Source organism: Erysipelatoclostridium sp. MSK.23.31 (assembly GCF_019125875.1).
Lineage (GTDB): Bacteria > Bacillota_I > Bacilli_A > Erysipelotrichales > Coprobacillaceae > Thomasclavelia > Thomasclavelia ramosa.
Map to the genome: position 1 here is coordinate 23,313 of NZ_JAHOCB010000022.1, position 14,326 is coordinate 37,638.

Sequence of the window (14,326 nt, forward strand, 5' to 3'; positions counted from 1 at the left end):
AAGAGATTAAAAAGATGCTATAATATTGATTAGAGGTGATTTTATGAATGAAAATGAATTAAAAAGTTTAGAAGTATACAATGAAAAGTTTAAAGAAGACCCAACTTCCTTCAATGATTTTCAGGCCAATGATTACATTAAACTATTGAAGAAAAGCGACAACAATGAAGAGGCAATTGAGGTTGGAAAGACATTTATGTCATTATGTCCAAATCTTCGCGGATATCTGAATCAATATGGGTATGCACTTTATAATAAGTTCATCAATATTGATGATGAAAAAATTAGAGATAATGAAGATCTTTTCTTTAGTGTCTTAAAAGATATTTTAGCTGTATGCAAACAGGAACGTTATTCTCCAATGGAACCTTCAGTAAATCGTGCTATTAAATATTTACAACGTGAAAAACCTGAAGATCCTAACAAATTAGTTGAAATGCTTGATTTACTTGATCCTAATCTATTAGATGATAAACCATTTACTAATGATGAAGGAAAAGAATTTGAATCTAAAAAAGAACGCTACTATCGATTAAAAGTAAAAGCTCTATACGAGGCCAAACGTTCAAAAGAATGTGTTGATACTGCTAACAATGCACTATCTCTATCTTTAAAATGGCATTTTAATACATTGCAATGGATTAATTATCAAAGAGCGTGTTCATTAGTCGAACTAGAACAATACGATGAAGCTAAAAAAGTATTCTTATCTTTACATAACCGAATCCGTAATGTTAATTTCTACGAAGTTCTTTATAAAACTAATGCTCAAACAGGCAACATTAAAGAAGCAAATGCTTATTTACTATATGAATTTTTTGAAAATGGATATTCAATTAATCATTTAGGAATTTATACACGCTTGATGGAGGCTACACAACGTACTGAAGACCCGATGTTAATTGAAATTGTAGATGCTTTCTTAACAAAATTAACTGCTGAAAATAATCGTGAATATACTCCAGTTGCTGATTATGGTGAAAAATATAACGATCAAACATCAGAAGAATTATATGATGAATTATATGAAAAAGTAATGAATAATTTAGGTAAATATGTAGAACGTGTTGAAGGAACAGTTGTTCATTATAATAATCAGCGTGGTCTTGGGACTATCTCGCGTTATGATGAAGATGGTATTTTCTTTAGACAAGCCGATTATGTTTACGATGAAGATGTTCAACGTCGTGATAAAGTTGAATATACCCCAATTGAAACATTTGACAACAAGAAAAACGAAATTACAAATAAAGCTATTTTAATTATTACTACTGAAGAATATCTGGATTTTGGATATTAAATAATGGTTATTAGGAAACTTCCTAATAACCATTATTTTTGTCTATCTAAAAATTCTTGCATTGCTTTAATACTCTCATTTGAAATCACATGTTCAATTAAACAAGCGTCTTTATCAGCAATTCCTTCGTCTATGTTCAAAACTTCAACAAATAATTGTTTAATTGTTTGATGTTTACCACAGATAAACTCAGCCGTTTCTTTCCCTTTAGGCGTTAGTTTTACATCCGCATACTTTTCATATATAACATAGCCATCTTTAGCCAAAACCACAACTGCATTATTGACACTTGGTTTAGATACACCTAAATGCTTAGCGATATCACTGACTCTAGCTTTTTTTCCATCTAATGAAAGTTCATAAATTAATTCTAAATAGTTTTGCATCGCAATTGACATTTCTTCCATTTGTTCCACCTCATTAAGAATAATCATATCATAATATTACTTCATCAGCAACTTATATGCCCATATGCAATAGGCTTTTATGCATAGTAATAATTGAGGTGAAAAAATGGAATATTTATTATCGTTAAATCCATTTATAATTGTATTAATTGTAGCAACATTTAACTGGTTAATGACCTTCTTTGGAGCATCGTTAGTTCTATTTGTTCGCAAAGCCAGTCAAAAACTCATTTGTATTGCTCTTGGCAGTTCTGCTGGAATTATGGTTGCTGCTTCATTTTTTTCATTATTACTTCCAGCAAAAGACCAGCTTGAAGCTGGAGGTAAACTTGATTTACTAATCATTCCATTTGGTTTTATTTGTGGTGTAGCATTATTGATGTTGATTGATAAACTGCTCCCCCATGAACACATGATGTCACATGAACAAGAAGGAATCAATCCAGGTCGCTTTTCAAAAAACAAGCTATTAATGTTAGCTATGACCTTACACAATATTCCTGAAGGTTTAGCAGTTGGTGTGGCATTTGCAGGATGTCACGATGGAAATTACTTACCAGCTTTAATCTTAGCTCTAGGAATTGGTATCCAAAATTTTCCTGAAGGTACTGCTATTTCTTTACCTATGCATCAATGCGGAAAAAGCCGTTTTATTGCCATGATGTATGGACAATTTTCTGCTATTGTTGAAATCCCAGCAGCATTATTAGGCTTTATTTTTGCCACTCTAGTCAATGGAGTTTTACCATTCGCTCTTTGTTTCGCAGCCGGTGCCATGTTTTTTGTCTGTATTGAAGAATTAATTCCTGAAGCTAATGCAACTGAAGGAATTGATTTGGGAACAATAAGTTTCATGATTGGTTTTGTCATTATGATGTCTTTAGACATTCTTTTATCATAAATACTATTTAAAGTAATTTAATTTGTTTAAATCCTAAACAAAAAATACTTTTTTAGAAATAAAGCTATTTATCCTAATTTTACAAGTTTTATTATATTGACAAATAGAACTTCATAACGTATTATTTTAGGTAACAATCTATTAAACAAAGACAGTGAAGTGAAGTAGTAAATATGACTTAGATATCAGAGATATTGTGGTTGGTGCGAACAATACGTTAAGAAATATTGAATTCATCATGGAGTCGGATACTGATAAGTAGGTAATCATCGGTGGCTAGCCGTTATCGTAGTAAAGTTTTACACTTATGAAGATTATTAATGTGAGTTAATAATAAACTTGGGGTGGTACCGCGACTTTGTCGTCCTCTATCGAGGGCGACTTTTTGTTTAATAATTGAAAATATGGAGGGAATAAATATGAAAAAATTATTAAAGGCATCTTTAACTGTAATGATGGCACTAACTCTAAGTGCCTGTGGGGGAAGTAAGGATGTTAATATTGGCATTGTTCAATACGCAGAACATCCCGCATTAGATAATGCTAAAAAAGGATTTTTGAAAGCATTAGAAGACAATGGCTATGGTGAGGACAATGTTGCATTTGATGACCAAAATGCTCAAGGTGATGGATCAAATTGTACAACCATTGCTGATAAATTTGTTAACGATAACGTTGACTTGATTTTCGCAATTGCTACACCAACTGCTCAAGCAGCAGCAAACAAAACAACAGAAATTCCAATTGTTTTATCAGCTGTAACAGATCCTGCTAGTGCTAAATTAGTAAAAACCAATGAAAAACCTGGCGGAAATGTAACTGGTACAAGTGATTTAACACCGGTTGCTGATCAATTTGATTTGTTACAACAATTACTTCCTGATGCCAAAACAATCGGGATCATGTATTGTAATGCCGAAGATAACTCAATTTTCCAAGCTGACATTGCTAAAGAAGAATGTGCTAAACGTAATTTAACTGTAGTTGATAAATCTGTTACTGATTCTAATCAAATACAACAAGTTACTGAGTCATTAATTGGAAAAGTAGATGCTATTTACATTCCAACTGACAATCTCTTAGCCGAAGGTATGGCAACCGTTGCTCAAGTTGCTAATGAAAACAATTTACCATGTATTGTTGGTGAAAGTGGGATGGTTGAAAATGGGGGATTAGCCACTTATGGTATCGATTATTATAATCTAGGATATCGTGCTGGTCTTCAGGCTGTAAAAATTTTAAAGGGCGAAGCTAAACCTGCTGATATGGCAATTGAATATTTACCTGCTGAAGAATGTGAATTAACAATAAATGAGAAAGTTGCTAAAAAATTAAACATTACAATTCCTGATGATCTTAAATCTAAAGCAAAGATGGTGAATAAGTAATGAGTTTTATCTTAGCTATTCAAGGTGCAGCATCACAAGGAATCCTTTGGGGAATTATGGCTTTAGGGGTCTACATCACTTTTAGATTATTAGATTTTGCCGATTTAACAGTTGATGGTAGTTTTGCCACTGGCGGTGCTGTTTGTGCTGTTGCTATTGTCAATGGAATAAATCCTATTCTTGCTGTTTTATTAGCTATAATTGCTGGATTTGTTGCCGGAGCTATTACTGGTCTATTACACACTAAATGTCAAATACCTGCGATTTTAGCAGGTATCTTGACCCAAATCGGCCTTTATTCAATTAATTTACGAATCATGGGAAAAAGTAATACACCTTTACTTCAAAGTGATACTATCTTCAAAGGTTTATCAAATACTTTCAATCTATCACAAGCATGGATTACTTTAATCATCGGAATAATTTGTGCGATAATCGTTATTTTAATATGTTACTGGTTCTTTGGAACCGAAATTGGTAGTGCTATCCGTGCTACAGGAAATAATGAACATATGGTTCGAGCACTTGGTGCTAATACAAATACAACTAAATTATTAGGTTTAATGATTTCTAATGGTTTAATAGCAATGTCTGGTGCATTAGTAACCCAATCTCAAGGTTATGCCGACATTAAGATGGGAATTGGAGCAATTGTTATTGGTTTAGCTTCAATCGTTATTGGAGAAGTAATACTAGGAAGAAAGCCTGGTTTCATGTTTACTTTAACTGCTATTATTGTTGGTTCAATTTTGTATCGTATTATTGTTGCAGTTGTTTTACAATTGGGTCTAAGTACTGATGATTTAAAACTGTTGACAGCTTTATTAGTAGGTATAGCATTAACTGTACCTGTTATGGTAAGTAAAAGAAAACAAATTGCTACATACAAAAAATTAACAAAGGAGAAAGAGAATGCTTAAATTAGAACATGTAAGTAAAACTTTTAACCTTGGTACTGTTAATGAAAAAAAGGCTCTTCAAGATTTGAACCTTACTATTAATGATGGAGATTTTATTACAATCATCGGTGGAAACGGGGCTGGTAAAAGTACGACTTTAAATATGATTGCTGGGGTTTATCCAATTGACTGTGGATATATTACTATTGACAATCAAGACATCTCGCTCGCCGATGAATATAAACGTGCCAAATTTATTGGACGTGTTTTCCAAGATCCTATGATGGGAACAGCAGCTAATATGGAAATTCAAGAAAATCTGGCTATGGCTTTTCGTCGTGGTAAACGTCGTGGTTTAAGCTGGGGAATCAGCAAAGAAGAAAAAAAACAATATCATGAAGCACTAAAACGTTTAGACTTAGGTTTAGAAACAAGGATGTCAAGTAAAGTTGGTTTGTTATCAGGAGGACAACGTCAAGCTTTAACATTACTGATGGCAACACTTCAAAAACCCAAAATTCTTTTACTTGATGAGCATACTGCAGCATTAGATCCTCGAACCGCTAAAAAAGTTCTTGATTTAACAGAGGAAATCGTCACTGAACAAAAGCTAACTGCTTTAATGGTAACACATAATATGAAAGATGCTATTAATATCGGTAATCGCTTAATTATGATGGACAAGGGCCGTATTATTTATGATGTCAACGGTGAAGAAAAAGCCAAATTAACAGTTGATGATTTACTTAAAAAATTCGAAGAAGCAAGCGGTAGTGAATTTGACAACGATCGCATGCTATTAGGATAGAGCTGATTCCAGCTCTATTTTTTTATTACTAATAAGTGGCCCTTTTCTGGCACACAATAAAAAACATCTTCTATTTTATCTACACCTTGTTTTTTCAACTCTTTTTTTAACCAATTTATATCCCGGTTGAGCAATTTTAAATTATCTTCATCAATTATCCCATCACAGATTAAAGCATCCGGTAATTCTACTACACACTGATCTTTAGGAATAATTGAAAGTGAACCATTTGTTTCTAATAAAGCAAATTCAACTTTAGAAATACTATCAATATCATTAACTCGTAAATGATGTGATAAATCATCAACAGTATATCGTTGCTTTTTCATTATTTCTTGATCCAATTTTCCTTTAAAAATAATGTATGTAGGTCGTCCTTCAAAAATATCGCGAAGTTTTTTTGATTTCATTGTTATCATTGAAACAAGTCGATCTACAACAATCAATGTAACAGTTGCAACCACACCATGATAAAAAGTAAAATCGCTGTTTCCTATCGTATCTGTCATGATCTCGGCAATAATTAAAAATACTACAAAATCAAATACATTTAATTGACTAAATTCTTTTTTACCAAAAATTCTTAACAAGATACTTAAATAAATATAAATGCAAACACTAATTAAAAATACATCGAAGATATTCATATTTCACCAATCCTTAAATATAATATTAGTAAGATAACAAGGAGGAAATATGAAATCATATTTAAAAATATACCTAAAATTCGCTTTATTTATCCTTATCACCTTTACTATTACTAGTCTTATCATGGCCGGAATTATAAGTTTTATTCATTTATCAAATTTTATCTACCATAGTATTATTAATATAATTGCTGGAATCATTATGATTGTATGGGCATTTTGGCTAATCAAAATATTTCAAAATAAAGCAATTATTCACGCTTTACTATGTGGATTGATCTTTGGAATTATCGCATTAATGGTAAATATTGAAGACATTAATCTAATTAATATCCTTTCAAGACCAATCATTTTAATTATCACTACCTTAATTTTACAATTATATACAAAAAAATTAGACGCTTAATATCTTGGCATAATCAATCCGTAATGATAATGTTATTATACAGGTGGCAATCTCTTTAATTACCTCATATACCAATCATCTAGTTAATCAACTTTATATACAAATCCATAGAATATTTCATCTTTCCAAAGATAATTTCCCTTAAAGAATGATTTAAACAGTTCTTACAAAATACTGATTAAATCATTCTTTTTCTATTTCTACTTATTAAAATTGTTTATAAAAAAGAACCTTACTTATTTTGCAGTCTAAATAGTAGGTTCATTTTATAAGTTCTAGTTTTTAAACTCAATGTTAACAATTTTTACATCATAAGGATCTGCAACCCCAACTGTTACAATTTCATTTACTCCATGACCTAAAACAGCTTTTGCTAATGGAGATTCATTTGAAATCTTTCCATTTAAAGGGTCTGTTTCAGTATATCCAACGATTTGGTAACTTTCAGGTTCAGCATCTTTTTCTGATAAATCTAAGATTGTTACAGTAGTACCGGGTTTTACTACTTTTAGATCCATTTGTTCTTCAGAAATAACTTCAGCATTTTGAAGCATATAGTCAATTTCTTTAATTCTTGATTCTAAATGTGCTTGTTTTTCTCTAGCAGCATCGTAGTCAGCATTTTCAGATAAGTCACCTTGAGAACGTGCTAATTGTAATTCTTCAATAACTTTAGGTCTTTCGACATTAATCAAGTTATCTCTTTCTTGTTCTAATTTTTCTACCCCACTTTGGGTTAACAATACTTTTTCGTGTTCCATAATATCACCTCGTAGTCTCTAATATAGCATAATTCTATATAAATATCTAGTCCTAATATCTTCACTAATCAACTATTGAAGATATTTTTGTTAACAATAAATCAATTGCTACAGTGTTGCTGCTTCCTTCGGGAATTATAATATGAGCATATTTTTTCGATGGTTCAACAAATTGTTCGTGCATTGGTCTTACTGTTGTTAAATATTGTGTACATACCGAATCTAGACTCCGCCCTCGTTCTTCAAGATCGCGTCTCAACCGACGAATAAAGCGAATATCTGCATCTGTATCAACATATACTAGAATATCACAGCGTTCTCTAATTCGTACTTCATTTAACACAAATAACCCTTCAAGAATAAAAACATCACGACAATCAACTATTTCTACTATTTTGCTACGATTATGCTGTTCAAAATCATAAGTCGGTTTTTGAATACTTTTCCCTTCTTTTAATAAATCAAGATGTTCAATCAATAAATCCATATCAAAAGCTAAGGGGTGATCATAGTTAGTTAAGACTCTTTTATCCATTGATAAATGTGTTTGATCTTTATAATAGTCATCTAATTTAATAATTCTAATTGTATGGCGTCCTTTAAAACAGTCATAAAGCTCTTGTGCAATAGAGGTTTTTCCTGAAGCACTACCTCCCGCAATACCAATAATAACTGGCTTTTTCATCAAATCACTTTCCTTCCCATATCATCCTTTTGTAATTCAACACTGACCGGTATTTGTAGAATCTCCATTGGATGATTAGCTACTTCAACTTCTTCATTATCAGCATTTATAATTTTTGTTACTGGCACAACAACATTTTCGTGATATGGGCTAAAAAACTCAATTTGATCACCAATTTTAAAATAGTTACGTTGTTCTATTGTAGCTATTTGATTAACTTGATCATAGCTGATTACTCGGGCACAAAATTCTTGTGTAGGATGTTCATCACGTTGATTATATAACTGCTTATCGTTATCCGCCTGATCATCAAAGAAACCAGTGCATAAGGAACGATTAGCCGCTTTTTGTATTTCACGATAATATTTCTCAGTCAATTCAAAATTATCAGGATCATTACAATAATCATCAATTAATTTTCGATAGGTCGAAACAATTGTTGCAATATAATGCAATGACTTCATTCGACCCTCAATTTTAAAAGAATCGACTCCTAGTTCAATCAATTCAGGAATATGATTAATTAATGCCATATCCTTACTTGACATGCTAAAAGGAATTACACCATCTTGATTAATTTTTTGATTACCTTGATATAGATCATAGTACCAGCGACATGATTGTGAACATCCACCCCGATTAGCATCACGACGTGAAAAATAATTAGACAACATGCAACGACCTGAATAATGAATACACATGGCACCATGAATAAAATATTCAATATCTACATCAGTTTTATCTAAAATAGTTTTCAAATCATCGTAACAAACTTCCCGACCAAGCACTACTCGATCCATTTTTAAATTTCGATAAAATTTAATTGCTTTTGTATTTAAAGTTGATAATTGTGTTGAAACATGAACTTCTAATTTTAAATTCAACTTTTTAGCAATTGACATAATATATGGATCAGCCACAATAATCGCTCTAACACCTGCTTGATCAAGAGCCCGCAGATATTCTTCAATCCCATCAAGATTATCTTGATGTAGAATAATATTGCATGTCACATGAACCGCAGCGCCATACTGATCAGCAAAGGTTACTGCCTCTTTAATATCATCAAGTGTAAAATTTGAGGCTCCAGAACGTAATGAAAATTCTTTTCCACCCACAAAAACTGCATCAGCACCATATTGAATGGCAACCTTTAGCTTTTCTAAGTTACCAGCTGGTGCCAATAACTCAGGTTTTTTTATTATTACCCTTTTTCCGTTAATTACTTTACTTACATTTCTCATTTTCTTCCCGCTTTCTTACATCATCAATCTTATAAACAGTTGCATCAAACATAAAGCTATGATGATATTCGATATTTGGATCCAGTTGATAAAGTTGCGATATTAATTCCTTAGCGACTTTTCCGTAAGTTCTATTTCCAACGCTGATTAAAGCATCTTGATATAAATTAACGATTTCTACTAACTTTAATTCATCGACGTATAAAGATTCTATGTAGAGGTAATCAAAATCTTGAAAACTACTCATTATGTCTAAGCCACACATTTGCTGTTTACTCAAAATATGACATCCATATTGATCCTCATAAATATGACAACTATAATTTACACCATTTGCCTGAATCGTCAGATCATCTGATATTCCAATTGGAATATCCTGATTGATTTCCTTAAAATAATTAGTCAATAGCTTTCTTTTTGAATATGCCATATATTCAACACCATGAACTTGAATCATTGTTTTAACATTAACATTTTTAGCAATTATTTTTTTTTCTTCAAGCGGTATCTCCCGTGCCAAAAAAGCACCATTAATACCTTGAGTTCCCAAGTAATTTAAAGTTGCTTGATTAGTATTTAATGTATCTGGATGATAAATCATCTCAAAATCAAAATTATGCTCATTACAAATCTGTAAAACACCAAAATCTTGAAATAAAATTCCATCAACTCCAATGTGACTCAATCTAATTAAATGCTTTTCTAAGAAATCGATATATTTTTCTTCAACTAGTGCATTTACTAAAACCCATACTTTTTTATCACCTAGGACCTTTTTTAAATTGGCGATTTCATCATACTCAAGCGATAATGCTTGACGACATGAAAAATACTTTGCCCCAACGACAAAATATTCAACACCAATATCCACATAATCATAAATAAATTTTTTGCTATTTAAAGATAATACTAACTTCATTGTGCCACCCTTTTTCTTATCACACAAATACCATCACCAACATGATGATATTCAACATCATAAAGTTCGTTATCAAAGATCCAATCTTTAAAACGCTTTATTTTTTTTACCAGTTGTTTTGTATTTCGATTCTTTATATTATCAATATCAAAAATCATACCATGAAAATCTAAATTATCAACAATACAAATACCTTCGTCTGCCACTAAAGGCATATATTTTTCAAAAAACTTTTGATATTGTGCTTTAGCTGCATCAATAAACAAACAATCATATTTTTTAATTTTCAAATGCTCTAAATCAAATGATAAAGCATCACCATGATGAATAATGATTTGACTTTTTAAATTATTTTCTTCAATATTTTTTACAGCTTCTAAATATCGTTCCTCATTTAATTCAATTGTTTCAACCTTAAAATTATTAATATTACTTACCAACATCATTGCTGAATATCCAATCGCACTACCAATCTCTAAACAACAATGACAATTATGATGTTTAAAAATTTCAATCATAAATTCAAGCCCTTCACGCTGCATTACAGGTATATTTCGGGCTAAAGCATCAGCTTCTATTTTTTCATAATATCTCATTTTAATACCATTTATTTTCCTTTACTACTTGTTGATGTTCTTCATATGTTTTTGAATAGATGACTGACCCGTCTTTCAAAGCAAAGAAGAACAAATTATCAGTCTTTTGATAATTCAGACATGCTTCAATAATGTTTGTTGAAACTGTACTGATTGGACCGACTGGTAACCCTTCATACTTATATGTATTATATTTAGAATCGACTGATAAGTGATTATACGTTACTGCTACCGTTTTAATTTGATTTGCATAATTTACAGTTACATCACTTTGCAGACGCATTGGTTTTTCCAAACGATTCATAAAGACACCGGCTATCTTAGCCTGATCTTCTTTTTGGCCAGATGACTCACATTGTACAACTGATGCTAATGATAAAAATTGATGCATCGATACTTTATTACCACTAATCATAAAATTACTGATTTTGTCTTTATAAGTACTTAAATTACGATCCATTTGATCCAGCATCATCTTTGTAACATCTTCAATCGATGTCTTCTTTGAAGTAATTACATATGTTTCTGGACCAAAATACCCTTCTAACGGGAACATAATATCAGCACTCAAAATACTTTCATCCAAAAACCAGTATTTTTCCACTAAAGTTTGCAAATATTCTTTATTTGTCCATTTCTCTAATACCTCGGTACTATCGATTTCTAATCCCTTTGCTACTTGTTGAGCACATTCAGGTATACGGTATCCATCTAATATCGTAATTTTAGCAGCAGATATATAATCCTTATCTCCTTCCAAAATTGTAAGAATCTTCTTTAAATCCATATTTTTATTTAAAACATAAACATTCGCTTTAAAACTATAACTATTAAACTTTGTATAGATACTAGCAACTGTTTTGCTTTTTAATAGACCTGCCTTATCAAGCTGATTTAAGACCGAAGATGTTGATCCAGATATTTCAACTACTACCTCTTCACTTTTAGAAGAAACAGCACCTTGGCCATTGAAATAAAAAAACACTAAAGCTAGTACAACAATCGTTATTCCAGCAATTGCTCCAATAATAATTTTCTGAGTTTTTTTCATATTCTCCTCCGTCTTAACCATTATATGATATTTTTAGCGCTTATTCAACTTATCTACCGATAATAAAACATGCTTCGTCAGTATATTATGCCAAAAAAAGAGATGAATAATCATCTCTAATAAATAGTCTCAAATTTTGTAATGCAAACCGGCTCACTGACTAGATATGAGTATTTGGTTTCAAAAAGCATTCCGCCTCTCTCATCGCGGTATTCATAACTTTCAACTACTCCACCCTTTTGGCAAACTGCAACAATCCAACGATCTTTAAAGATTGCAATATCACGAGCATTTGGTGAAGTATCAACAAAATCTTTATAAGTCAATAAACCTGTTTCTTGATCTACTAAAAATAATGCTAAACTATCATGACCACGATTAGTAACAAAAATACGCTCCTCTTTTTCGCTAAAAAGCATTTGTCCAGCTAAGCTAGGCTCATCATATTCATCTTTTGGATATGTATCGATGGTTTGAATTAATTCAAATTTCAAATCATTATATTTGTAAACACAAATTGTATTAGATAATTCATTTAAAACATACGCTATTGTTCCAGCCTGGTTGAACATAATCTTTTTAGGTCCAGATCCTGGTTCTAAATCAAATGAATGTTCTTCATCCAAAATAATCTCCTTTGCTTCCATTTTAAAGAGCAGTACTTTATCTAATCCTAAGTCAACAACAATTAAACGTTTTCCATCCGGAGTAAAATCGACAAAATGAGGGTGTGGTTGATTTTGACGTTTTGGATCGATACTATGTCCTTCCAATTTATAATTAAAAATAGGTGCAACTAGTTTTTTCTTATCAATTTTTGCCACCATGATCTCACCGTTATAATAATCAACAGCATATAATTTATCTGCTGTTTCATGATCACCATTAGCACAAGCATGCATATATGTTTTACCTTTATCACTAATTCGCGATACTAATGCTAAAATATCAGCAGTTGCTGCATATGAACAAATTCCACCATCACCACTTGTACCTGTTCTATTTTTATATGTAACACACACAAAGCGCCCATAATTAAAGCTATAGACAGGGTCTGAGGGTGTTTTAAAATGCTTTTTATAAAGTATTTCTCCATTTTCAATATCTACTTGAAATGTATAAATACCACGTGTCTGATCATTTCCATATGAATTGACAAAAAATGATTCAGTAACTCTTTTTTTTCCAAATAATCCCATTAAAGCCATTTCTATACCACCTTTTCTAGTTTAAGAGAAAAAAGCTAAATAATTTAGCTTTTATTAGTTATCGCAGTTACAGTCTCCATGATTACCGCAACATTCATGTTCTTCATCATTATCATGACAGCATCCATTTCCATGGTTTCCACAACATTCATGACCTTCTTCACTTTCAGCCATAAAACTTTGGAAAACTTCTTCAACCATTTCCCATTCTTCCGGTGTTTCTATAGGGAATAATTGTCCAGCATCATCATAGATTGATGCAAATACACTAGGTTCTTCAACTGTTGTATCATAATACAACACATATTGTTTTCCTAATTCCTCATTATTAAAAGTAAATAATACTTCAAATTCTTTTTCATTACCTTGATCATCGATCACTTGGATTTTATTTGCTTCCATTTAAATTCCTTTCTATTGGGCATCTAAGTAGCCTTGTAAAATCGCTACTGCAGCCATTTTGTCAATTACCTGCTTCCGTTTCTTTCGAGAAACATCAGCAAAGATAAGTTGATCTTGAGCTACTTTAGTTGTAAGTCGCTCATCAATTAAAACAACATTGAGACCCGGTACTTCTTTTTCTAACATTTCTTTAAACATGATTGATATTTGTGCACGCTCACCCAAATCACCATTCATATGTTTAGGTAGCCCAAGTACAACCGTTTTGATCTGATGTTCATTAATTAAAGCAACAACGTGCTTTGCGGCTCTATCATAATCATCATCTCGAAAACGGTAAGTCTCAATTCCATGAGCTAACATGCCTAAAGTATCACTGATTGCAATACCACAGGTTCTTGAACCTAAGTCCAACCCTAATATCCGTTCCATCCTACTTCTCCAAATATGATTTGACTAATTCTTCAATAATTTCATCACGTTCAATTTGCTGGATTATATTTCGAGCATTTTTATGACTTGAAATATAAGCAGGATCATTAGAGATTAAATAACCTGCAATTTGATGTACTGCATTATAGCCTCTTTCATTTAATGCATCAATTACTGTTTTAAGATTTTGACGAATCATCTCACGACGCATATCTTCAGAACTGAATACTTTTGTCTTTGTTAAGTCTTGCATATTATTCGACCTCCTTTAA

General features: G+C 31.7%; 18 protein-coding genes and 1 other annotated feature. Of the genes, 6 read left to right on the top strand and 12 right to left on the bottom strand.

Annotation, left to right across the window (positions count from 1 at the left end):
- The first annotated feature begins 43 nt into the window (after positions 1 to 43).
- Positions 44 to 1,300, top strand: a complete 1,257-nt coding sequence (locus KSU54_RS10840; protein WP_003538124.1) for a hypothetical protein — start codon at positions 44 to 46, stop codon at positions 1,298 to 1,300.
- A 32-nt stretch (positions 1,301 to 1,332) separates the two neighbouring features.
- Here the strand turns inward: KSU54_RS10840 and KSU54_RS10845 are convergent, their stop codons facing one another.
- Positions 1,333 to 1,707 (bottom strand): metal-dependent transcriptional regulator, encoded by a 375-nt coding sequence (locus tag KSU54_RS10845; protein WP_008791797.1) that lies wholly within the window; start codon positions 1,705 to 1,707, stop codon positions 1,333 to 1,335.
- A gap of 106 nt (positions 1,708 to 1,813) precedes the next feature.
- Here KSU54_RS10845 and KSU54_RS10850 point away from each other — a divergent pair, with 106 nt between their 5' ends.
- The 4 genes from KSU54_RS10850 to KSU54_RS10865 all read left to right on the top strand — a co-directional run bounded on the left by KSU54_RS10850 (position 1,814) and on the right by KSU54_RS10865 (position 5,703).
- A complete protein-coding gene (locus tag KSU54_RS10850) occupies positions 1,814 to 2,608 on the top strand; it encodes a ZIP family metal transporter (RefSeq protein ID WP_003538122.1) in 795 nt (264 codons plus the stop codon).
- 145 nt (positions 2,609 to 2,753) lie between these two features.
- Positions 2,754 to 2,980, top strand: a binding site (T-box leader).
- 47 nt (positions 2,981 to 3,027) lie between these two features.
- Positions 3,028 to 3,996: an ABC transporter substrate-binding protein gene (locus tag KSU54_RS10855; RefSeq protein WP_008791798.1), complete on the top strand. Its 969-nt coding sequence runs from the start codon at positions 3,028 to 3,030 to the stop codon at positions 3,994 to 3,996.
- Positions 3,996 to 4,916 carry an ABC transporter permease gene (locus tag KSU54_RS10860; RefSeq protein ID WP_003538120.1) on the top strand — a complete coding sequence of 307 codons (921 nt, stop codon included), beginning with the start codon at positions 3,996 to 3,998 and terminating at the stop codon, positions 4,914 to 4,916. The genes KSU54_RS10855 and KSU54_RS10860 overlap by 1 nt, the downstream gene beginning before the upstream one ends.
- On the top strand, positions 4,909 to 5,703 hold the full coding sequence (locus tag KSU54_RS10865) for an ABC transporter ATP-binding protein (protein WP_003538117.1): 795 nt from the start codon (positions 4,909 to 4,911) through the stop codon (positions 5,701 to 5,703). Before KSU54_RS10860 ends, KSU54_RS10865 begins: the two co-directional genes overlap by 8 nt.
- 14 nt (positions 5,704 to 5,717) lie before the next feature.
- Here the strand turns inward: KSU54_RS10865 and KSU54_RS10870 are convergent, their stop codons facing one another.
- A complete protein-coding gene (locus tag KSU54_RS10870) occupies positions 5,718 to 6,350 on the bottom strand; it encodes a YetF domain-containing protein (RefSeq protein ID WP_003538116.1) in 633 nt (210 codons plus the stop codon).
- 49 nt (positions 6,351 to 6,399) lie between these two features.
- Between KSU54_RS10870 and KSU54_RS10875 the strand changes: the two genes are divergently transcribed.
- Entirely contained in the window at positions 6,400 to 6,756 is a 357-nt protein-coding gene (locus KSU54_RS10875) for a hypothetical protein (RefSeq protein WP_008791801.1), read from the top strand.
- Positions 6,757 to 7,031: 275 nt separating this feature from the next.
- Here KSU54_RS10875 and greA read toward each other — a convergent pair whose 3' ends face one another.
- The 10 genes from greA to KSU54_RS10925 all read right to left on the bottom strand — a co-directional run bounded on the left by greA (position 7,032) and on the right by KSU54_RS10925 (position 14,307).
- Positions 7,032 to 7,517, bottom strand: coding sequence for a transcription elongation factor GreA (gene greA, locus KSU54_RS10880; protein ID WP_003538114.1), 486 nt, complete (start codon positions 7,515 to 7,517; stop codon positions 7,032 to 7,034).
- A gap of 64 nt (positions 7,518 to 7,581) precedes the next feature.
- Positions 7,582 to 8,202: a uridine kinase gene (udk, locus tag KSU54_RS10885; protein ID WP_003538113.1), complete on the bottom strand. Its 621-nt coding sequence runs from the start codon at positions 8,200 to 8,202 to the stop codon at positions 7,582 to 7,584.
- Positions 8,202 to 9,446: a peptidase U32 family protein gene (locus KSU54_RS10890; RefSeq protein WP_009009065.1), complete on the bottom strand. Its 1,245-nt coding sequence runs from the start codon at positions 9,444 to 9,446 to the stop codon at positions 8,202 to 8,204. The genes udk and KSU54_RS10890 overlap by 1 nt, the downstream gene beginning before the upstream one ends.
- Positions 9,430 to 10,365, bottom strand: a complete 936-nt coding sequence (locus KSU54_RS10895; protein ID WP_117791832.1) for a U32 family peptidase — start codon at positions 10,363 to 10,365, stop codon at positions 9,430 to 9,432. The genes KSU54_RS10890 and KSU54_RS10895 overlap by 17 nt, the downstream gene beginning before the upstream one ends.
- Positions 10,362 to 10,961, bottom strand: a complete 600-nt coding sequence (locus KSU54_RS10900) for an O-methyltransferase (RefSeq protein WP_003538109.1) — start codon at positions 10,959 to 10,961, stop codon at positions 10,362 to 10,364. The genes KSU54_RS10895 and KSU54_RS10900 overlap by 4 nt, the downstream gene beginning before the upstream one ends.
- Before the next feature lies 1 nt (position 10,962).
- Positions 10,963 to 12,012 (bottom strand): endolytic transglycosylase MltG, encoded by a 1,050-nt coding sequence (gene mltG, locus KSU54_RS10905; protein ID WP_008791803.1) that lies wholly within the window; start codon positions 12,010 to 12,012, stop codon positions 10,963 to 10,965.
- 116 nt (positions 12,013 to 12,128) lie between these two features.
- Positions 12,129 to 13,220 carry a beta-propeller fold lactonase family protein gene (locus tag KSU54_RS10910; RefSeq protein WP_003538107.1) on the bottom strand — a complete coding sequence of 364 codons (1,092 nt, stop codon included), beginning with the start codon at positions 13,218 to 13,220 and terminating at the stop codon, positions 12,129 to 12,131.
- A 54-nt stretch (positions 13,221 to 13,274) separates the two neighbouring features.
- Positions 13,275 to 13,622 (bottom strand): DUF1292 domain-containing protein, encoded by a 348-nt coding sequence (locus tag KSU54_RS10915; RefSeq protein WP_003538106.1) that lies wholly within the window; start codon positions 13,620 to 13,622, stop codon positions 13,275 to 13,277.
- A gap of 12 nt (positions 13,623 to 13,634) precedes the next feature.
- Positions 13,635 to 14,054: a Holliday junction resolvase RuvX gene (ruvX, locus tag KSU54_RS10920; RefSeq protein WP_003538105.1), complete on the bottom strand. Its 420-nt coding sequence runs from the start codon at positions 14,052 to 14,054 to the stop codon at positions 13,635 to 13,637.
- A gap of 1 nt (position 14,055) precedes the next feature.
- Positions 14,056 to 14,307, bottom strand: coding sequence for an IreB family regulatory phosphoprotein (locus tag KSU54_RS10925; RefSeq protein WP_003538104.1), 252 nt, complete (start codon positions 14,305 to 14,307; stop codon positions 14,056 to 14,058).
- Positions 14,308 to 14,326: the final 19 nt, after the last annotated feature.